The organism is Cellulosimicrobium sp. JZ28, assembly GCF_015327065.1.
Taxonomy (GTDB): Bacteria; Actinomycetota; Actinomycetes; order Actinomycetales; family Cellulomonadaceae; genus Cellulosimicrobium; species Cellulosimicrobium funkei.
The window spans coordinates 3690570-3711025 of the sequence record NZ_CP017660.1 but is presented as its reverse complement, the minus strand read 5'-3'; the positions used below and the strand labels follow the sequence as shown (position 1 = coordinate 3711025).

At 74.6% G+C, this 20456-nt stretch carries 17 protein-coding genes; 13 read left to right on the top strand and 4 right to left on the bottom strand.

Annotated features, from left to right (window positions below; all coding sequences use genetic code 11):
- The first annotated feature begins 78 nt into the window (after window positions 1–78).
- From BJP59_RS19970 to BJP59_RS16580, 3 genes are all read left to right on the top strand, one after another.
- Window positions 79–2307, top strand: a complete 2229-nt coding sequence (locus BJP59_RS19970; RefSeq protein WP_228485138.1) for a glycoside hydrolase family 3 protein — start codon at window positions 79–81, stop codon at window positions 2305–2307.
- On the top strand, window positions 2304–3590 hold the full coding sequence (locus tag BJP59_RS16585) for an MFS transporter (RefSeq protein WP_043654445.1): 1287 nt from the start codon (window positions 2304–2306) through the stop codon (window positions 3588–3590). The genes BJP59_RS19970 and BJP59_RS16585 overlap by 4 nt, the downstream gene beginning before the upstream one ends.
- A gap of 108 nt (window positions 3591–3698) precedes the next feature.
- A complete protein-coding gene (locus BJP59_RS16580; RefSeq protein ID WP_061268961.1) occupies window positions 3699–4970 on the top strand; it encodes an NYN domain-containing protein in 1272 nt (423 codons plus the stop codon).
- Between the two features lie 94 nt (window positions 4971–5064).
- On the opposite strand, the gene BJP59_RS16575 is transcribed toward BJP59_RS16580, so the two are convergent.
- Complete coding sequence (locus tag BJP59_RS16575; protein ID WP_194521487.1) at window positions 5065–5907, bottom strand: alpha/beta fold hydrolase; 843 nt, start codon at window positions 5905–5907, stop codon at window positions 5065–5067.
- A gap of 110 nt (window positions 5908–6017) precedes the next feature.
- Here BJP59_RS16575 and BJP59_RS16570 point away from each other — a divergent pair, with 110 nt between their 5' ends.
- A complete protein-coding gene (locus tag BJP59_RS16570; protein WP_137281287.1) occupies window positions 6018–6587 on the top strand; it encodes a TetR/AcrR family transcriptional regulator in 570 nt (189 codons plus the stop codon).
- A 225-nt stretch (window positions 6588–6812) separates the two neighbouring features.
- On the top strand, window positions 6813–8129 hold the full coding sequence (locus BJP59_RS16565) for a glycoside hydrolase family 16 protein (RefSeq protein ID WP_194521486.1): 1317 nt from the start codon (window positions 6813–6815) through the stop codon (window positions 8127–8129).
- 60 nt (window positions 8130–8189) lie between these two features.
- On the opposite strand, the gene BJP59_RS16560 is transcribed toward BJP59_RS16565, so the two are convergent.
- A complete protein-coding gene (locus BJP59_RS16560; protein ID WP_194521485.1) occupies window positions 8190–9512 on the bottom strand; it encodes a cation:proton antiporter in 1323 nt (440 codons plus the stop codon).
- Between the two features lie 141 nt (window positions 9513–9653).
- On the opposite strand from BJP59_RS16560, the gene BJP59_RS16555 reads away from it, so the two are divergent.
- Window positions 9654–11030, top strand: coding sequence for an 8-oxoguanine deaminase (locus tag BJP59_RS16555; RefSeq protein WP_194521484.1), 1377 nt, complete (start codon window positions 9654–9656; stop codon window positions 11028–11030).
- A 51-nt stretch (window positions 11031–11081) separates the two neighbouring features.
- On the opposite strand, the gene BJP59_RS16550 is transcribed toward BJP59_RS16555, so the two are convergent.
- The gene (locus tag BJP59_RS16550; RefSeq protein WP_061268955.1) at window positions 11082–11576 is read right to left on the bottom strand and encodes a GNAT family N-acetyltransferase; all 495 of its coding nucleotides are present in this window, start codon (window positions 11574–11576) and stop codon (window positions 11082–11084) included.
- A gap of 222 nt (window positions 11577–11798) precedes the next feature.
- On the opposite strand from BJP59_RS16550, the gene BJP59_RS16545 reads away from it, so the two are divergent.
- The 3 genes from BJP59_RS16545 to BJP59_RS16535 all read left to right on the top strand — a co-directional run bounded on the left by BJP59_RS16545 (window position 11799) and on the right by BJP59_RS16535 (window position 15782).
- Window positions 11799–13433 (top strand): nucleobase:cation symporter-2 family protein, encoded by a 1635-nt coding sequence (locus tag BJP59_RS16545; RefSeq protein WP_228485137.1) that lies wholly within the window; start codon window positions 11799–11801, stop codon window positions 13431–13433.
- Window positions 13434–13577: 144 nt separating this feature from the next.
- Window positions 13578–15083, top strand: coding sequence for an amino acid permease (locus BJP59_RS16540; protein ID WP_194521483.1), 1506 nt, complete (start codon window positions 13578–13580; stop codon window positions 15081–15083).
- Between the two features lie 54 nt (window positions 15084–15137).
- Window positions 15138–15782, top strand: a complete 645-nt coding sequence (locus BJP59_RS16535; protein WP_194521482.1) for a lysophospholipid acyltransferase family protein — start codon at window positions 15138–15140, stop codon at window positions 15780–15782.
- A 6-nt stretch (window positions 15783–15788) separates the two neighbouring features.
- Here BJP59_RS16535 and BJP59_RS16530 read toward each other — a convergent pair whose 3' ends face one another.
- The gene (locus tag BJP59_RS16530; RefSeq protein WP_194521481.1) at window positions 15789–16538 is read right to left on the bottom strand and encodes a ZIP family metal transporter; all 750 of its coding nucleotides are present in this window, start codon (window positions 16536–16538) and stop codon (window positions 15789–15791) included.
- Between the two features lie 106 nt (window positions 16539–16644).
- Between BJP59_RS16530 and BJP59_RS16525 the strand changes: the two genes are divergently transcribed.
- The 4 genes from BJP59_RS16525 (at window position 16645) to BJP59_RS16510 (ending at window position 20405) form a co-directional block, all read left to right on the top strand.
- Entirely contained in the window at window positions 16645–17940 is a 1296-nt protein-coding gene (locus tag BJP59_RS16525) for a sensor histidine kinase (protein ID WP_194521480.1), read from the top strand.
- 26 nt (window positions 17941–17966) lie between these two features.
- Window positions 17967–18614 carry a response regulator gene (locus BJP59_RS16520; RefSeq protein ID WP_228485136.1) on the top strand — a complete coding sequence of 216 codons (648 nt, stop codon included), beginning with the start codon at window positions 17967–17969 and terminating at the stop codon, window positions 18612–18614.
- Window positions 18615–18650: 36 nt separating this feature from the next.
- Complete coding sequence (locus tag BJP59_RS16515) at window positions 18651–19097, top strand: DoxX family protein (RefSeq protein ID WP_194521478.1); 447 nt, start codon at window positions 18651–18653, stop codon at window positions 19095–19097.
- 138 nt (window positions 19098–19235) lie between these two features.
- The gene (locus BJP59_RS16510) at window positions 19236–20405 is read left to right on the top strand and encodes a hypothetical protein (protein ID WP_228485135.1); all 1170 of its coding nucleotides are present in this window, start codon (window positions 19236–19238) and stop codon (window positions 20403–20405) included.
- The last annotated feature ends 51 nt before the right edge of the window (window positions 20406–20456 follow it).

The window sequence follows — 20456 nt, the reverse complement described above, 5'->3', positions numbered from 1 at the left end:
GCGGCTGCCACGACCTATCTTACTGAATACCTACTAGGTACTCAGTACCACTCACGACTCACGGACGAGGTGTGCAGGATGACGAGCGATGACGCCGCCGGGACGACGACCGTCCCGACCGACACCGGGGCCTTCGGCCTCGCGACCGACGAGGTGCGCGCGGGCGCGGACCCCGTCGCGCAGGCCACGGGCCTGTACGACCGGCTCACCGACGACGAGCGGCTCTGGCTCCTCGACGGCGACCTCGAGTTCTGGAAGGGGATGCGCTCGTTCGTGGAGGACGGCTACAACGTCTTCCCCTACGTGATGGGCGCCGTGGACCGGCTCGGCATCCCGGGGATCCGGTTCGTCGACGGACCACGCGGGTGCGTCGTCGGCCGTTCGACGGCGTTTCCGGTCTCCATGGCGCGCGGCGCCACGTGGGACGTCGAGCTCGAGGAGCGAGTGGGGCGCGCGATCGGCGCGGAGATCCGCGAGCAGGGCGGCAACTTCTTCGGTGGCGTGTGCATCAACCTGCCGCGCCACCCGGCGTGGGGCCGCTCGCAGGAGACGTACTCCGACCAGCCCCTGCTGCTCGGCGCGCTCGGGGCCGCGCTCACGCGCGGCGTGCAGCACCACGCGATGGCGTGCATGAAGCACTACGCGCTCAACTCGATGGAGAACGCGCGCTTCTCGGTCGACGTCACCGTCGACGAGGCCACCCTCCACGAGGTCTACCTCCCGCACTTCAAGCAGGTGTCGGACGCGGGCGTAGCGGCCGTCATGAGCTCCTACAACTCGGTGAACGGCGAGTGGGGCGGTCAGAACCCGTACACCCTCACCACGGTCCTGCGCGAGGACTGGGGCTTCGAGGGCACCGTCGTCACGGACTTCATCTGGGGCATGCGCGACGGGGCGAAGGCGCTCGCCGCCGGGCTCGACGTCGAGGCGCCGTTCCGCCAGCAGCGTGGTGCATGGCTGCGTGATGCCCTCGAGGACGGCCGTGCCACCTGGGCGGACGTCGAGCGCGCGGGCGTGCGCATCCTCGCGACGCAGCTGCGCCACCACGCCGGGCGCGACGCCGACGAGCCTCGCGGCACCGTCGTGAGCGCCGAGCACGTCGACCTGGCACGCGAGGCGGCGCGCCGCGCCGTCGTGCTCCTCAAGAACGACGAGGCGTCCGGTGCGCCCGCGCTCCCGCTGCATACGGACTCCCTGCGTCGCCTGGCCGTCGTCGGCCGTCTCGCGGATGTCGCCAACACCGGGGACCACGGGTCGTCCGACGTGCGGGCGCCGTACGTCGTCACCGCGGTCGAGGGCCTGCGCGCCGCGATCCCCGGGGCCGAGATCGTCACGGCGGACCCGCAGCGGGGTGCCCCGGCGGCTGCGGAAGCGGCCCGCGGTGCCGACGCGGCCGTCGTCGTCGTCGGGTACACCGCCGCCGACGAGGGCGAGTTCGTCGACGGCTCCGTCGCGACGCGCGAGGACCTGCTACGCCTCTACCCGGACCCCGTCGACGACGCCCAGCGCGCCGATCGCGACGCCGTCATGGCCGCGATGGGCCAAGGCCTGAGCGTCGTGGGCAGCGGGACCGCCGGCGGCGATCGCCGCGACCTGCACCTGCGGCCCGAGGACGTCGAGACCATCCGTGCGGTCGCGGCGGCCAACCCGCGCACCGTCGTCGTCGTGGTCAGCGCCGGCGCGGTTCTCATGGAGGAATGGGTCGACGACGTCCCGGCCGTCCTGCTCGGCTGGTACGCCGGCATGGAGGGCGGCAACGCGCTCGCCGACGTGCTGCTCGGCGCTCACAACCCGTCCGGGCGTCTGCCCTACCCGATCCCGGCGTCCGCGGACCACCTGCCGCCCCTCGACATCGACGCGACCGCGATCACGTACGACCGCTGGTACGGGCAGCGGCTGCTGCAGCGCGACGGCGTCGACGCCCTCTTCCCCCTGGGCCACGGGCTGGCGTACACGACGTACGAGGTGACGCGGATCGACGTCGGCACGGTCGACCGCGCCGCGGGCCACGCCGAGGTGCGCGCGACCGTGCGCAACACGGGCGACCGCGACGGCCGCCACGTCGTCCAGGTGTACGGCTCGCGGGCCGACGGCGACCGTGCGGGCGAGCGCGAGCTGCTGGGCTTCGCCGTGGTGGACGTCCCGGCGGGGTCGAGCGTCACGGTCCCGGTGGCGCTCGACCTCACGCCCTTCGGGCGCTGGGACGAGCGCACCCGAGCGGTCGTCGTCGCGGCGGGGCCGGTCGTGCTCGAGGCGGCGTCGTGCTGGGGCGACGCGGGCGCGGCACGGGCGGAGGCCGAGCTGTGACCGCGACCGGACCCGGCGCCGTCGCGCCCGAGGTCGTCAGCGAGTGGTCCGGCACCGTCGAGGACGGTCAGCAGCCGCGCCGGCCGCTGCGCGTCGGCGTCGCCCTCGCGCTGGGCGTGGTGCTGTGGCTCGGCCCCTACCTGGGCGTCAACGCCGTCCTGCTCCCCGCGCGCGTCGCAGAGATCGCTCCGGCGAACAAGGAGGCGGTCGTCGCGCTCCTCGCCACGAGCGCGATGGTGGTCGCCACGATCGCGAACATCCTGTTCGGCGCGCTCTCCGACCTCACACGCTCGCGCTGGGGGCGGCGCACGCCGTGGATCGTCGTCGGGTCGGTCGCGTCCGCGGCGATGCTGCTCGTCGTGGGCTCGGTGCGCAGCGTCGGGCTGCTGGTCGTCGCGTGGTGCGTCTACCAGTTCTTCCTCAACGCGATCGTCGCGCCGCTCATCGCCGTGATCTCCGACCGTGTCGCCCCGCGTCACCGCGGCACGATCTCGTCCGTCTACGCCCTCGGGTACTCCGCGGGGCTCTACGGCGGGCAGATCGTGGGCGCGCAGTTCCTCGGCTCGCTGACCGGCGGTTTCACGGTCCTGGCCGCCCTGACCCTGCTCTCGGGCCCGGTCGCCGCCCTGCTCATGCGCGAGGGCTCGAGCCTGGGCATGGCCCGGCGCCGTCTCGACAAGCGGATGCTGCTGGACAACTTCTCGTTCCCGCGGCGCGGTGCGCGCGACTACTACCTCGCGCTGTTCGGGAAGTTCCTCATCATCGCCGCGACGTTCGCGATCTCCGGCTACCAGCTCTACATCCTCACGGACTACATGCGCCTCGGCGAGGACGAGACCTCGCGGTACGTCTCGCTGGTGTCCCTGTTCCTCATGATCACGGCGCTCGTGATGTCGGCCGTGGCGGGGCCGGTCTCGGACCGCCTGCGGCGACGGCGGCTGCCTGTGGTCGTGGCGGCCGTGCTCGTCGCGATCGGCGCGTTCGTGCCGTTCGTGTCCGCCGAGCCCTGGACGATGCTCGTCTACGGGCTCGTCGCCGGCATCGGCATGGGCGCCTTCAACGCCGTCGACCAGGCGCTCAACGTCGAGGTGCTGCCCAATCCGGAGACGGCCGCGAAGGACCTGGGCATCCTCAACCTCGCCAACACGGGTGGGCAGATCCTCGGACCGGTCCTCGCGGCTGCCGCGATCACGGCGCTGGGCTACCACGCGATGTTCCCCGTCGCGGCTGTGCTGGCCCTCGTCGGTGCGGTCCTCATCCTGCTCATCCGGTCCGTCCGCTGAGCGGAGGAGCTCTTCCGGCCGGCGTCGTGCGTCACGTGCGCAGGCCCGTGACGCACGACGCCGGCGCTCGAGGGCGCGGCGCCGTGGTCTGCGCCTAGGCTGGCGGACATGGACACCGAGGAGCGCCTGGCCGTCTTCATCGACTACGAGAACCTCGCGCTCGGGGCGCGCGAGCACCTGGGCGGCATGACGTTCGACTTCGGCCCGATCGCCGACGCGCTCGCCGTGCGCGGGCGCGTCGTCGTGCGGCGGGCGTACGCGGACTGGTCGTACTTCGACGAGGACCGTCGCTCGCTCACGCGGCACCAGGTCGAGCTCATCGAGATGCCCCAGCGCATGGGGGCGTCCCGCAAGAACGCCGCCGACATCAAGATGGTCGTCGACGCGATCGAGATGGCGTTCGAGCGCGACTACATCTCGACGTTCGTCATGTGCACGGGGGACAGCGACTTCTCCCCGCTCGTCCACAAGCTGCGCGAGCTGAACAAGCGCGTGATCGGCGTGGGCGTCGAGAAGTCGACGTCCCGCCTCCTGCCGCCCGCGTGCGACGAGTTCCTCTTCTACGACCGGCTCGAGGGTGTCGACGTCCCCGACGAGCCGGAGCCCCGCTCGGTCCGCGGCGGGCGCGCCGGGGCGCCGTCGGGCGGCGCGAAGGCGAAGCGCACCGGGGGTCGCACGTCCGGGCGCCGCAAGGCGACCGAGATCGCCGAGCCGGAGGTCGAGACCCCGGCCGCGGCGGCGCTCGCGGAGCTCGGCGAGGCCGTCGGGCGCTCGTCGCGCCGGGGCGAGCCCGTCGTGACCGAGAACGCCGAGGTCGACGGCGAGACGACGCCCGTCGAGCAGCCGACCGACGAGCCCGCGCTCGTCGCGACGACCCCCGAGGCCGACGACGACGCGCCGTCGGGCGAGGACGTCCCGATGGAGGTGCGCGTCGCGCAGACGCTGGCCGACCTCGAGGCGTCCACGAGCGGCCCGGTCACCGCGTCGGTGCTCAAGCGCACGCTGCTGCGCAAGGACCCGACGTTCAGCGAGGCGGACTACGGGTTCCGCAACTTCGGCGAGTTCCTGCGGTTCCTCGCCGACCGGAGCTTCGTGGAGCTCGCGCCCGGCCCCGCGACGGGCGACCCCGAGGTGTCGCTGCCCGCGCAGGGCGACACGGACCAGGCGTTCGCGCTCGTGCGCGACGTGGTCCGCGAGGAGGGCGGCTCGACGGTCCTGTCCGGGCTGAAGAACGCCATCCGCAAGAAGCGCCCCGACTTCAGCGAGAAGGCGCTCGGGTACCGCGGGTTCCTGCAGTTCTGCAAGGCGGCGCAGGCCGCCGGCGCCGTCGACCTCGCCTGGGACGACGACGCCGACGACTACCGCGTGACGGTCGCCTGACGCTCACTCGGCCGTGGCGCCGGGCGCCGGGGACCACCCCGGCGCCCGGTCGCGGCGCTCGGACGGGCGACCGCTCCCGCGAGGAACGTCGCGGTCAGCGACCGACGAAGGCGAGCAGCGCCTCGTTGACCTGGGCCGCGTGCGTGACGAGCAGGCCGTGGGGAGCGCCCTCGACCTCGACGTACTCGGCGTCCGGCACGAGCTGGCGGAAGCGGCGCCCGGTCGCGTCGATCGGCAGGATGTTGTCCTTCGTGCCGTGCAGGATCAGCGTCGGCTTGCCGGCCGCGCGGACGGCCTCGACGTCGGCCCGGAAGTCCTCGATCCAGGTCGGCACGACCGCGTACGCGGCGACGGGCGCGGAGCCGATCGCGGTGATCCAGCTCGCGTGCACGGCGTCCTCGCTGATGCGGGTCCCGAGGTTCTCGTCGAGGTTGTAGAAGTCCTTGTAGAACTGTGTGTACCAGGCGTAGCGGTCGGAGCGCGCGGCCTCGACGATGCCGTCGAACACGGACTGCGGGACGCCCTCCGGGTTGTCGTCGCGCTGGACGAGGAAGGGCTCGAGCGAGGCGAGGAACGCAAGCTTGGCGACGCGCTCGTGGCCGTGGTTCTTCACGTAGCGGGCGAGCTCGCCGGTGCCCATGGAGAAGCCGACGAGGATCACGTCGCGCAGGTCGAGCGTCTCGAGGACGGTGTCGAGGTCGGCTGCGAACGTGTCGTAGTCGTAGCCGCTGCCGACCTTGCTCGACGCACCGAACCCGCGGCGGTCGTAGGTGATGACGCGGTGGCCGGCGTCGAGCAGCTCGCGCTTCTGCAGCTCCCAGCTGTGGCCGTCGAGCGGGTAGCCGTGGATGAGGACGACCGGCCGCCCGGTGCCCTGGTCCTCGTAGTAGAGCTCGATGTCGGTGGAGTTCTCCTGCCCGACGGTGATGTACCCCATGGTCGTGCTCCCTTCGCGGCGTCGGGAGAACGGTCGTTCTCCCGTGAGTCGCTACACTAGAGAACGATGGTTCTCCGCGCAAGCGGTACGACGTGAACAGGAGATGAGCGATGCTCGACGACGCGAGCGCCCGTGCGGCCGTGGTGGCCGCGGCCGACCGGCTGTTCTACGCCCAGGGCGTGCAGTCCGTCGGGATGGACGCCGTCCGCGCCGAGGCCGGGGTGTCGCTCAAGCGCATCTACTCGCTCTTCCCGTCCAAGGACGACCTCGTCGTCGCCGTCCTGCGCCAGCGCACGCGCCGGTGGGACGAGGGGATCGCGCAGGCCGCCGCGGGAGCGGCCACGCCCCGTGACCGCCTGCTCGCGGTGTTCGACTTCCTCGACACGTGGTTCCGCGAGGACGGCTTCCGCGGGTGCGCGTTCATCAACTCGTTCGGCGAGCTGGGCGCGACGTCGCCCGGGGTCGCCGCCGCGGTGCGCGAGCACAAGGAGTCGTTCCAGCGGTACGCGCGCGACGTCGTGCGCGAGGCGGGCCTGCCCGACGACGTCGCGCTCCAGGTCGTGCTGCTCGCCGAGGGTGCGCAGACGACGGCGGCCATCACGCAGGACCTCGACGTCGCGCGCCAGGCGCGCCGGGCGGCCGAGGCGATCCTCGACGCGGCGGTCCCCGCGACGGCCTGACGTCCCTGGGTGGTCGGGCTCCGGGCTCCGGGCACCGGGAGGGATCGAAAGATGGGAGCGATCCCACGACACGCCGAGAGAGCGCTTGCTCGGCGTGATCCTGCCGTCGTAGGTTCGCGACGGAGGGCCGAGGAACGGCCCCCGTCCCGGTGCAGAGTCGCGCCGAGAGCACGTCGCGCACCGTGGCGAGACGCAGGCGGCACCGCCGCCGGACCTGGAGGCACGATGGACCTCGCACGTCACCGCTCCCTGACACGGCCCCGCACCCCGGCCGGGCCCCGATCCCGCACCCGGCGGCGCCTCGCGGGCGCGCTCGTCGCCGCGCTCACGGCGGCCGCCGCGGCGCTCGCCGTCACCGTGCCCGCGACGTCGGCCGCCGCCGCACCCGGCGACCTCCTGTGGTCCGACGAGTTCGACGGCGCCGCGGGCTCGGCGCCGAACCCCGCCGTCTGGAACCACGAGACCGGTGCGCACGGGTGGGGCAACGCCGAGCTCCAGAACTACACGGCCTCGCGCGCCAACTCCGCGCTCGACGGCCAGGGCAACCTCGTCATCACCGCGCGCCGCGAGGGCGACGGGTCGTACACGTCGGCGCGCATGACGACCCAGGGGAAGTACCAGCCGCAGTACGGGCGCATCGAGGCGCGCATCCAGATCCCGCGGGGCCAGGGGATCTGGCCGGCGTTCTGGATGCTCGGCGGGAGCTTCCCCGGGACGCCGTGGCCGTCGTCGGGCGAGATCGACATCATGGAGAACGTCGGGTTCGAGCCGCACCGCGTGCACGGCACGGTGCACGGCCCGGGGTACTCCGGCGGCTCCGGCATCACGGGCATGTACCAGCACCCGCAGGGCTGGTCCTTCGCGGACACGTTCCACACGTTCGCGGTCGACTGGAAGCCGGGGGAGATCACGTGGTTCGTCGACGGCCAGCAGTTCCACCGCGTCACGCGCGCGAGCGTCGGCGCGAACGCCTGGGTGTTCGACCAGCCGTTCTTCCTCATCCTCAACGTCGCGGTCGGCGGGCAGTGGCCCGGCTACCCCGACGGCACGACCCAGCTCCCGCAGCAGATGAAGGTCGACTACGTGCGCGTCTACGACAACGGCTCGGGCTCGTCGAACCCCGGGAACCCGGGGAACCCGGGGACCGGCCTGCCGACGGGGACCGGCGCGGTGCGCGCCGCGAACGGCATGTGCGTCGACGTCCCGTGGGCGGACCCGACCGACGGCAACCAGGTGCAGATCGTCACGTGCAGCGGCAACGCCGCGCAGACCTGGACGCGCGGCTCCGACGGGACCGTCCGCGCGCTCGGCAAGTGCCTCGACGTGCGCGACGGCGCGACGACGCGCGGCGCGGCGGTGCAGGTGTGGACGTGCAACGGGACGGGCGCGCAGAAGTGGGCGTACGACGCGGGGAGCAAGGCGCTGCGCAACCCGCAGTCCGGGCTCTGCCTCGACGCCACGGGCGGCGCGCCCCTGCACGACGGCCAGCGGCTGCAGACCTGGACGTGCAACGGCACGACCGCCCAGCAGTGGACGCTCTGACACCCGGCTGACCTGGCGACCGCGGCGACCGGCCGCGCGGGCGGGGCACCCCGGGGTGCGTCACCCGCGCGCGGTCGCCGCGTCGTCGGGCGGGTCGACGCGCGGGCCCGGCTCGCCCTGCTCGCCCGGTCGGGGCGGGCGGCCGCCTGGCTCGCGCGGCCCGAGCCGGCTCGCGACCATCGGCAGCACGATCACCGACAGCACGCCCGCGCCGACGAGCGCCGCCCCGACCTGCGACGTCATGGCGCCCTGCTCGACGGCGATCTCCGTGAGCGCGACGAGCAGCGGCAGCGCGGTCGCCGCGTAGAGCGCGGTCTGGACACGCTCGACCGACGGTAGCTCGCGCCGGAACCACAGGAGCACCGGGCCGCCCCGCACGACCACCATGAGCGCGAAGAACGTCAGCGGCAGCAGCGGGGACGCGACGATGGAGTCGATGTCCAGGCCCATGCCGGAGCTGACGAAGAACACCGGCACGAACACGCCCCACGCGACCGCGTCGAGCTTCTTCTCCAGCGCCTCGACGTCGCCGGGCGCCCAGCGGCGCAGCACCATGCCGCCGACGAACGCGCCCAGCACCGCGTCGAACCCGAGCCCCGCGGCGAGCGCGAGCAGCACGACGAGCAGCAGCACCGTGAGGCGCAGCGTGCTCTGGCCGGTCCCGTGCTCCGCCGCGCTGAAGAGGCGGTCGCCGCCGAGGGCCTTGAGGCGCCCCAGCCGGCCCGGCAGCGCGGACAGCGCGACCGCGACGACCGCGAACAGGACGAGCAGGATCGCCGCGACCCCGCTCTCGCGCGTCCCGAGCAGCACGGCCATGGCGACGATCGGGCCGAGCTCGCCCACCGCCCCGACCACGAGCACCGCGCGGCCGAGCCGCGAGCCGAGCTGACCGCCGTCGCGCAGGATGGGGAGCACCACGCCGAGCGCCGTCGTCGTGAGCGCGATCGCCCCCGCCGCGACGGCGTGCGGCGAGTCGTGGCCCACGATCGCGAGGACGAGCACGGCGCCGACGACGAGCGACGTCAGCCACGCCGCTCCGGCCCGCCGGCCGACGCGCTCGCGCAGGAGGCTCGGCTCGAGCTCGTACCCGGCCAGGAGGAAGAGGAAGCCCATGCCGAGGTCCGAGAGGAGCGTGACGTCGTCGGGCGTGGCGAGGTCGAGCGCGGACGGCCCGACGAGGATGCCGCCCAGCAGCAGCACGACGACCTGCGGGACGCGCGACCGCACGGGCATGAGGCCCGTGAGCAGGGGCGCCAGCAGGGCGACGACGAACACCGGCACGAGCGGGGCGTAGACGTTCACGGACGGCTCCCGGTGGTCGGCGGCGGCGAGCACCAGGATGGCGCAGCGGCCGAGGTCGCGCGCGGGAAGCGGCGGGCGCATCTTGACGGCGGTCGCGGCCCGGCCTAGCGTCGGCCGGGCCGCGTGACGCGCGGCACCTGGATCGGCAGACAGGACCACTGAGCCGGCGCACCGTGGCGCCGGAGCCGCGCCCCGGTGAGCGACGAGCCACCAGGAGGCACCATGACCAGCACCGACGCAGCGACCAGGACGTGGGTCCGCGACCCGCTCGGCGTGTTCACCGCCGACGACTCCCCGGGCGCCCCGGACGCGCGCGGCGGCCTCGTCGTCGAGGGCGGGGTGGTCGTCGAGCTCGTCGCGGCCGGCGCGCAGCCGTCCGCTCCCGTCGACGAGACGTTCGACGCGTCGCAGCACGTGCTCACGCCGGGCCTGATCAACACGCACCACCACTTCTACCAGACGCTCACGCGGGCCTGGGGGCCGGTCGCCGACGCCCCGCTCTTCCCCTGGCTGCAGCGCCTCTACCCGGTCTGGGCGCGCCTCACGCCGCGCGACCACGAGCTCGCGACGACCGTCGCCCTCGCGGAGCTCCTGCTCTCCGGCTGCACGACGGCGGCCGACCACCACTACGTCTTCCCCGCCGGTCTCGACGACGCGATCGACCTCCAGGTCGCCGCCGTCCGGCGGCTCGGGATGCGCGCGACCCTCACGCGCGGCTCCATGACGCTCGGCCAGGACGACGGCGGCCTGCCGCCGCAGTCGGTCGTCCAGGACCTCGACACGATCCTCGCGGACTCGCGGCGGCTCGTGGACACGTACCACGAGCGGGGCGCCGGGGCGCAGGTGCAGATCGCGTTCGCGCCCTGCTCGCCGTTCTCGGTGACGACCGACGCGATGCGCGAGAGCGCGGCGCTCGCGGAGGAGCTCGACGTCCGCCTGCACACGCACCTCGCCGAGACGGTCGACGAGGAGGACTTCTGCCGTGAGCGCTTCGGGATGCGCACGGTCGACTACCTGGAGTCCGTCGGCTGGCTCACGGACCGCGCCTGGCTCGGCCACGGCATCCACCTCGACGACGACGAGGTGCGCCGCCTCGGGGCGGCGGGGACCGGCGTCGCGCACTGCCCGACGTCGAACATGCGCCTCGCGTCGGGCATCGCCCGGGCCGTGGAGCTGGAGGACGCGGGCGCGCCCGTCGGGCTCGGGGTCGACGGCTCGGCGTCGAACGACGCCTCGACGATGATCCTCGAGGCGCGCCAGGCGCTCTACCTCCAGCGCCTCCGGTACGGCGCGGACATCCCCGTGACCCGCGCGCTCGGCTGGGGCACGCGTGGCTCGGCGCGCGTGCTGGGGCGGGACGACGTCGGCGTGCTCGCGGTCGGCAAGCAGGCCGACCTCGCGCTGTGGCGGCTCGACGAGCTGCGCTTCTCCGGCGCCCACGACCCGGTCGCCGCGCTCCTGCTGTGCGGCGCCGACCGCGCGGACCGCGTCATGGTGGGCGGCGCGTGGCGCGTCGTCGACGGCGCGATCCCCGGGCTCGACCTCGGCGCCCTCGCGGCCGAGCACTCGGCGGCGGCCCGGCGCCTCGTCGCGGGGTGAGCCGGGGCCGGCGGGGACGGGCCGGGCCGACGCCCGGACGTCCCCGTCGGCTCAGAGCTCGCGGTAGTAGTGGACGACGGGCAGGGCGGTGAAACCGCTCGACTCGTACAGGGCGCGCGCTGCCCCGTGGCCCGGGTCGCCGCCGGTCCAGACGTTGGCGTAGGCGCACCCGGCGTCGCGCATGAGCGCGAGGGCAGCGTCCACGAGCCGGCGGCCGATGCCGTCGCCCTGCACGTCGGGGTCGACGGCGATGATCTCCAGGTCGGCGGTGCGCGCGCCCTCCGGCGCGGGCTCGCCGAGCACCGTGGTGGCGAACCCGACGACCCGGCCGTCGCGCTCCGCGACGACCGTCGTCGCGGGGTGCTTCTCGCACGCGCCCCGCACCTCCGCCGCCTGGCTGCGGCGCCAGTCGGGGTAGGCGAGGTCGTAGAGGCGCTCCCCGAGGATCTCGCGCCAGGAGGCGAACGCGCTCTCCCACGCGCGCAGCGACAGCGCGACGACCGCGTCGAGGTCGGCGGGGCGGTAGGGCCGCAGGGTCGTGGTCACCGGTGGAGCGTAGGGAGGGCGCGCGGCATGGTGCTAGCGCTTTGCCGCGTCGCACGGGCGACGTCACGGGCGGCGGCGGACGGGCGACGTCGGGCGGTCGCGACCGTCCCCGCTGGCCACGCACGAGTTGCGGGCCGGGACTTGACACAGGTCACACGAGGCGTTCGAATAGTGGAAGTAGTTTTCCGCCAAGCGGAACGATAGCTGACGAGGAGGTCCGCTATGAATGCGCGAGCCACGAGGGCCACGGACGGCGCCGAACGGCGTCCGGCACGCCCCGAGGACGAGCGGCTGCCCATCGGGTCGACGTTCGGGTACGGGTTCCAGCACGTGCTCACGATGTACGGCGGCATCATCGCCCCGCCGCTCATCGTGGGGAGCGCCGCGGGCCTGACCGGCGCCGAGATCGGGATGCTCGTCGCGGCGTCCCTCTTCATCGGCGGCCTCGCGACGATCCTGCAGACGGTGGGCATCCCCTTCTTCGGGTCCCAGCTGCCGCTGGTCCAGGGCGTGTCCTTCGCGGGCGTGTCCACGATGGTCGCGATCGTCAACGGCGGCGGAGGGATCCCGGGCGTCCTGGGCGCGGTGCTCGTCGCCTCCGTGATCGGCCTGCTCATCACGCCCTTCTTCGCGCAGATCATCCGGTTCTTCCCACCGGTGGTCACGGGCGTCGTCATCACGACGATCGGCCTCACGCTCATGCCCGTCGCGGCCAACTGGGCGATGGGTGGCAACGCGAGCGCGCCCGACTACGGCTCGGTAAGCAACATCGGCCTCGCCGCGCTGACGTTCGCGATCGTCATCCTGCTGTCCAAGGTCGGCAGCGGCACGATCTCGCGCCTGTCGATCCTCATCGCGATCGTCGTCGGGACGCTCATCGCCCTCGCGCTCGGCAAGGCCGACTTCTCCGGCGTGGGCGACGGCCCCGTCGCGGCGTTCCCGTCGTTCCTCGGCTTCGGGGCGCCGACGTTCGAGATCGCCGCGATCATCTCCATGCTCATCGTCATCCTGGTGACCCTCACCGAGACGACGGCCGACATCATCGCCGTCGGCGAGATCGTCGGCACCAAGGTGAACCGCAAGCGCATCGCGGACGGCCTCCGGGCCGACATGGCGTCGTCCATCGTGTCGCCGTTCTTCGGGTCCTTCACGCAGTCGGCGTTCGCGCAGAACGTCGGCCTCGTGGCCATCACGGGCGTGAAGTCGCGGTTCGTCGTGGGGGCGGGCGGCGCGATCCTCGTGATCCTCGGCCTGCTGCCGGTCCTCGGCCGCGTCGTCGCCGCGGTGCCGACGCCGGTCCTCGGCGGTGCGGGCGTCGTCCTGTTCGGCTCGGTCGCGGCGTCGGGCATCCGCACGCTCGCCAAGGTCGACTACTCGCGCCCGATGAACCTCATCATCGTGGCGGCGTCGATCTCGTTCGGCATGATCCCCATCGCCAAGCCCGACTTCTACGACCAGTTCCCCACGTGGTTCGGGATCATCTTCCACTCGGGCATCAGCTCGGCCGCGGTCATGGCGATCCTGCTCAACCTGCTCTTCAACCACCTGAAGTTCGGCACGCCGCCCGACCCGTCGGTGTTCGCCGCCGGGGCGGAGCACGGGGCGAACGCCGTGGACGACGAGGACCTCGACGACCTCCAGGACGACGGCGTCCTCAACGGCTCGACGCGCCGACCGGTCGCCGTCGACGCCGCGGCGCCGACCCCCGACGCCCCGGCGCCGGACGGCGACGGACGACAGACCGGCACCGCCGCCGGAGCGGGCGACCGCGCCGACGACCCGGCCGCACCGGGCGACGGCAGCGCCGCGCCGCGCCAGCACGCCGTCGCCCCGCTCCCGCGGACCGCGACCCCGTAGCGACGGCACAGCGTCGTGCCCGACACCGCCCCGCACCCCCGAGCGTCCCTCACGCCGGGTGCGGGGCGTCGTCGCGCCCGGGCCGTGTAGCGTCGTGGGTCGGCGTCGAGCACGGCGTCCCGACCCCGACCGCAGGACCGCACCATGAGCACCCCCACGCCCGAACGCCCGGCACCGTCTGCGAGCGGGGCCCCGGCCGAGACCCGGCCGTCGACGACCGACCCGACCGTCGACCGCGGCGCCGACCCTGGCGACCCGGGAGCCGACCATCTCGGCAGCGGGCTGCGCACGCGGCACCTGACGATGATGGGCCTCGGCTCCGCGATCGGCGCCGGGCTGTTCCTCGGCTCCGGCGTCGGGATCGCCACCGCCGGCCCGGCCGTGCTCGTGTCGTACGCGATCGCGGGCGTCGTCGTCATCCTCGTGATGCGGATGCTCGCCGAGATGGCGAGCGCGCGCCCCGCGAGCGGGTCGTTCTCCGTCTACGCGGAGGAGGCGCTCGGGCCGTGGGCCGGGTTCCTGCTCGGCTGGCTGTACTGGTTCATGCTCGTCATGGTGCTCGGCGCCGAGATCACCGGGGCCGCGCGCATCGTCACCGGCTGGTACCCCGACGTGCCGCAGTGGGGCGTCGCGCTCGCCGTGGTCGTCGTGTTCGCGGTGATCAACCTGTGGGGCGTGCGGCAGTTCGGCGAGCTCGAGTTCTGGTTCGCGTTCGTCAAGGTCGCGGCGATCGTCGGGTTCCTCGTCGTCGGCGTGCTGCTCGTGCTCGGACTGCTGCCCGGGACGGAGCCCGTCGGCACGTCGAACCTGCTCGGCCAGGGCGGCTTCGCCCCGGAGGGGTGGGGCGGCATCGCGGCGGGGCTGCTCGTCGTCGTCTTCGCGTTCGGCGGCATCGAGATCGTCACGATCGCCGCGGCCGAGGCGCGCGAGCCGCGCACCGCCGTCGCGCGCGCGACGCGCAGCATCGTGTGGCGGATCCTCGTGTTCTACCTGGGCTCGGTCGCGATCATGGTGCTCGTGCTCCCGTGGGACTCGCCGCTGCTCGCCGAGAGCCCGTTCGTCGCGGTGCTCGACCTCGCCGGGCTGCCGGGCGCGGCGCGCGTCATGGAGGTCGTCGTCGTGGTCGCGCTGCTCTCGGCGTTCAACGCGAACGTGTACGGCACGTCGCGCATGGCCTACTCGCTGGCCGGGCGCGGCGACGGCCCGCGCGCGCTGCGGCGCGTGTCGCGGCGCGACGTCCCCTGGGTGTCGGTGCTGGTCTCCGTGTTCTTCGCGCTCGTCGCGGTCGGGCTGAACTGGCTCCTGCCGGAGGCGCTGCTGGGCATCCTGCTCAACGCCGTGGGCGCCGCGCTGCTCGTCGTGTGGGTCCTCGTCGCCGTCTCGCAGCTGCGGCTCCGTCGGCGGATCGAGGCGCAGGCCCGCGCGTCGGGCGAGCCGATGACCCTGCGTATGTGGGGCTTCCCGTGGCTCACGTGGGCGGTGCTCGTGGGTCTCGCGGCGCTCGCCGTCCTCATGCTGACCGACGCCGCCGCGCGCGCCCAGCTCGTGTCCACCGCGGGGCTCGTGGTCGTGATCCTCGCGGTGTACCTCGTCACCCGGCGGGGCCGGGCGCGGCGCGGTGCGGCGGCGGGGGCGCGCGCCGACGGGTGAGCCGTCGCCCACGGCGTGCACGGACGTGCGCCCCGGACGGTGCACAATGAACGGATGACCTATCGCGTCCTGAGGCTCATCCTGTCGCTGCTCGCCTACGTGCTGCTGCGGCCCCAGGTGACAGGTCGCAACAACATCCCGCGCCACGGTGCGGTGATCCTCGCGAGCAACCACCTGTCGTTCATCGACTCGCTGCTCATCCCGATCGTCGCGCCGCGGCACGTGACGTTCCTCGCCAAGGCCGAGTACTTCACGGGCCGCGGGATCAAGGGACGCCTGTTGCGGTGGTTCTTCACGACGATCGGCATGATCCCCGTCCAGCGCGACGACCCGCGCGCCGGGCAGCGCTCGCTCGAGGACGCGCTCGAGGTGCTCCAGCGCGGCGGCGCGTTCGGGATCTACCCCGAGGGCACGCGCTCGCGCGACGGCAAGCTGCACCCGGGCCGCACGGGCGTCGCGTGGCTCGCGCTCGCCGGGCACGCGCCCGTCGTCCCCGTCGCCGTGCGCGGCACGGACAAGGTCCAGCCGGTCGGCAAGCGGATCCCGCGCCTGCACCGCGTCGAGGTGCACTTCGGCAAGCCCATCGACCCGCAGCGCCAGATCACGGCCGGGACCAAGCCGGCGCAGGCGCGCCGCGAGCTCACGGACGAGGTCATGGCGTCGATCCACCGCATGAGCGGCCAGGACCTCGCGGCCTGACGGCGGTCACCCGCCGATCGAGCTCAGCCCGAACGCCGTCGCGAACCCGAGCACGGTGACGAGCCCGGTGACCGGGCCGCCGAACTCCGTCGCCTCGGGGATCATCGTGTCGACGAGCATGGTGAGCAGCGCCCCCGCGGCGAACGCCTGGGTGACCGCCACGACGGCGGGCGACGCGCCGTCGAGCGCGAGGTAGCCGACCCCGGCCGCGAGCGCCGAGACGAGCGTCGTCGACCCCCACAGCACCCACAGCCGTGACGGCTTCGTGCCGGCCTTGAGCAGCCCCGCCGTCGCCGACATCGCCTCCGGCAGGTTGGACACGAAGACGGCGGCGAGCATCGCGACGCTCACCCCGCCGCCCCCGATGAGCGTCGCGCCGAGCACCACGGACTCGGGGATGCCGTCGAGCACGGTGCCGAGCGCGATCGCCGCGCCGCCGGTCCCGCCCGCGGCCTGGACCGCCTCCTTCTGCACGCCCGTGGAGCGCTTGCGGCCCTCGCCGCCCATCCGGTCGATGATCCGGTCGCCGACGAAGAACGTCAGCGCCCCGCCCGCGAGGCCCGCGAGCAGGACGAGCCCGCTCGCGCGGGTCGACGCGTCCTCCACGAGGTCGTAGGCGACCGCGCTGATGAGCACGCCCGAGCCGAACGCCATGACGAGCCCGACGAACCGCTGGCCCGGCGGGCGCCAGAAGACGAGCGCGGCCCCGAGGAGCAGCGACGACGCCCCGACGAGGCCCCACCAGAACCCGATCACGCTCCCATTGGACCAGCGGGCGTGCCGGGGCGCGCGGCGTCGCGCACGTCGCGGTTCCCCCGTCGAGGGGATGTGCCGCGCGGGCGGCGCGGTGAGACTGGGGGCCATGACGACCGACGCGCGCCCGCCGCGAGGGTGGGGACGGGTGCTCGCCCCGCTGCGCAGCACGGCCACCGTGCGCGCCGGGGTGCTCCTCGTGGTCGGCGGCGTCGTCGCCGGGGCGTACGCGGCACTCGTCGCGGGGTTCGTGCAGATGTTCGCGTCCCTCCAGACGCCGCGCGTCGCGACGGTCGTCCTGGCGCTCGTGACGGCGGTCCTCGCGAGCGCGCCCCCGTTCCTCGCGCCCGTGCGGACGCTCGAGATCGCGGCGGCGCGGACGTTCCTCGACGTCGACGTGCCGCTCCCCGCGGCCGGCACCGACCCGCCGGGCGCGGCGACGCGCTGGCGGGCCGCGGCCTGGTACGCGCTGCACCTGGCCCTCGGAGCGGCGGTCGTGGTCGTGGTGCTGTTCGGGGTCCCGGTCGCGACGCAGCTCGTGCTGTCCGCGACGGGCGTCGAGCCGGTGCTGCTCGCCGACTGGCGACCGTGGGAGGCGCTGCCTGCGTGGACGTGGCTGCTCACCGCGGTGCTCGTGCTGCTCGCCGTCCCGTACGTCGTGGCGCTCGCGCGCGCCGTGCTGCGCCAGGCGGCCCTGCCGCTGCTCGGCCCGGACCAGACGGAGCAGATCGCGGAGCTGGAGGCGGCCGCGGACCGTGCGGCCGAGCGGGGCCGGCTCGCGCGCGAGCTGCACGACTCGGTCGGCCACGCGCTGACCGTCACGACGCTCCAGGCGGCCGCGGCGGCACGCCTGCTGGACTCCGACCCGCCCGCGGCGCGCCGTGCGCTCGCCGCGATCGAGGAGACGGGCCGCAGCGCGATGGCGGACCTCGACCACGTGCTCGGCCTCCTGCGCGCGGACGTCCCGGGGGCGCCGCCCCGCGCCCCGGCCCGCACGCTCGCCGACCTCGACGCCCTGCTCGACGACGCGCGCGGCACGGGCGCCGACGTGCGGCTTGCGCGGTACGGCGCCGCGCTGCCCGACGTCCCGCGCGCCGTCTCGCAGGAGGCGTACCGGGTCGTGCAGGAGGCGCTGACCAACGCGCTGCGCCACGCGCCCGGCGAGCCCGTCGCCGTCGAGGTGGCGCCCGGTCCCGGTCACGCGCTGGTCGTCGAGGTGCGCAACCCGCTCGGGGCGGGCGCGCGGCGTCGGGAAACCGACGGCGCCGCGCGCGAGCACCGCGGCCTCGCGGGCATGCGCGAACGGGCCCACCTGCTGCGCGGGGAGGTCGCGGCCGGTCCCGCGCCCGACGGCGGCGCCTGGGTCGTGCGCGCGACGTTCCCGCGCGCGGGGTCGTCGCGATGAGCGCGGGCCCGGGCAGGAGCGGTCCCGTGACGGGGACGGTCCGCGTGGTGCTCGTCGACGACGAGCCGCTCGTGCGCGCGGGGCTGCGCGTCATCCTCGACGCGGAGCCGGACCTGGAGGTCGTCGGCGAGGCGGGGGACGGCGCGGAGGTGCCGGGCGTCGTCGCGCGGGCGCGCCCCGACGTCGTGCTCATGGACGTGCGGATGCCGCGCGTCGACGGGATCGCGGCGACGCGGGCGCTGCTCGCGCGCGACGGCGCGCCGCGCGTCCTCGTGCTCACGACCTTCGAGAACGACGACCACGTGCTCGACGCGCTCCGGGCCGGGGCGCACGGGTTCCTGCTCAAGCGCGCTCGCCCGGAGGAGGTCGCGCAGGCGGTGCGCGTCGTCGCGCGCGGCGAGTCGCTGCTCTTCCCCGACGCCGTGCGACGCCTCGCGACGGCGCACCCGCCCACGGGCGACGCGCTGCGGAGCGCGCGCCTCACCGAGCGGGAGGGGGAGGTGCTGCGGCTGGTCGCGCAGGGGCTGTCGAACGCGGAGGTCGCGGCCGAGCTCTACCTCGGCGTCGAGACGGTGCGCACGCACGTGGGCAACGTCCTCGCCAAGCTGGGCGTGCGCGACCGCACGCAGGCCGTGGTGCGCGCCTACGAGTCGGGGTTCGTGCGGGCGGGCTGACGCGCGCGCCGACCGCCCCGGTGCGACGATCGCGCCATGGACCTCTCCGTGCTCACCCGCCCCGCCCCGTCCGTGCCGCCCGTCGCGACGGTCGCACGCGTCGCGCTGGGGCTCGCCCTGGTCGGGGCCGGGATCAGCCATCTCACGGTCGCGCGTGAGGAGTTCCAGGCGCAGGTCCCGTCCTGGTTCCCCGTGGACGACGACGTGACGGTGCTCGCGTCCGGCGCCGTCGAGATCGCGCTCGGCGGGTCGCTCGTCGTGCTGTCCCGGTGGCGCGTCGCCGTGGGGCTTGTCGCTGCCGCGTTCTTCGTGGTGATCTTCCCGGGAAACGTCGGGCAGTGGCTCGAGCACCAGGACGGGTTCGGCCTCGACACCGACGCCAAGCGGTTCGGCCGCCTGTTCTTCCAGCCGGTGCTCGTGGCGTGGGCGCTGTGGTCCACAGGCGCCCTCCGGGCGCTGCGCCGGGTGCGCCCGCGCGACTGATCCCCTGACGCGCCGGCCGGCCGCTGTCGGACCGGTGGCTGTCGGACCGCTCGCGCCGGAGCGCGGTCACCCGCGCGGGGGAGCGTGCTCGCCGTGCCGGGGGATCCGCCGCCGGGCGGGGTCCGGGATCGTCGAGGCATGAGCACCTCGACACCGCACCCGCCCCTGTCGGACCGCACGCCCGCACCCGCGTCGTCGGGCCGCGACCGTGGACCGTCGACCCGCGGCGGGCCGCGCGTCCATCCCGAGCGCGCGTCCCGCGGACGCTGGATCGCCCCCGCCGCGGCCGCGTGGTGGGCGCTCGGCGGCGTCGTGGCGCTCGTCGTCACGCTGACCGGCGGCACGCTCGCGGTCGGTGCCGCGAACGACCTGTCGTTCGGCGCCCTGAGCGGCGTCCCGGGCGCGACCCTCACGCCGTGGGTCGCGGTCCTCGCGCTCGTCGGCGCGGCCACCGCGCTGCGCGCGTGGCTCGGCGGACGGCGCGGTCCCGTCGCCCGGGCCGACCGCGCGCTGACCGTCGCGGCGACCGCGGTCGTCTCGGCCGGCGTGCTCGCCCTCACCGACGCGTCGATCCTCGCCCGGCTCGGGTACCTCCCGGTCACGCTCGTCATGGCGCCGTTCGACCCCGTGATCCGCGCCGCGTTCGAGGACTTCCTCGGCGCCGGCCCGCTCACGCAGCTCGCGCTCCTCGGCGGCGGCGCCCTGCTCGTCGCCTCGACGTGGCGGTTCGTGCGCCGCGGGGCCGGGGCGTGCGCGTCCTGCGGGCGCCGCCACGACGGCCACGACCCGGCGTGGACCACGCCCGCCGCCGCGGCGCGCTGGGGCCGGACCGCCGCGCTCGTCGCCGCCGCGATCCCCACCTTCTACGCGGTCACGCGCATCGCCTGGGTGCTCGGCATCCCGCTCGGCTTCTCGCCCGACGACGTCGCGCAGCTCGCCGGGGACGACGGCTGGGTCGCGGCGCTCGGGCTGGGCGGCTTCGCGCTCGTCGGCGCGGTGCTCACGCTCGGCCTGTTCCAGCGCTGGGGCGAGGTCTTCCCGCGCTGGACGGTCGGGCTCGCGGGACGCCGCGTGCCGGTGGGGCTCGCGGTCGTCCCCGCGACGGTCGTCGCGGTCGCGGTGCTCCCCGCGGGGCTCTCGCTCATCGTCCTCGGGTTCGGCGAGAGCCGGCTGGCCCTGACCGCGGACTCGTGGGGCGCCGTCGGGCCGACGCTCCTGTGGCCGGTCTGGTCGCTCGCGCTCGGCGCCGCGACCTACGCCTACTGGCTCCGACGCCGTGGCGCGTGCCGGGTCTGCGGGCGCGGCTGAGCCGGGCGGCGTTGGCCTGGAGCGCGCACCAGGACCCAGAATCGGGAGCGG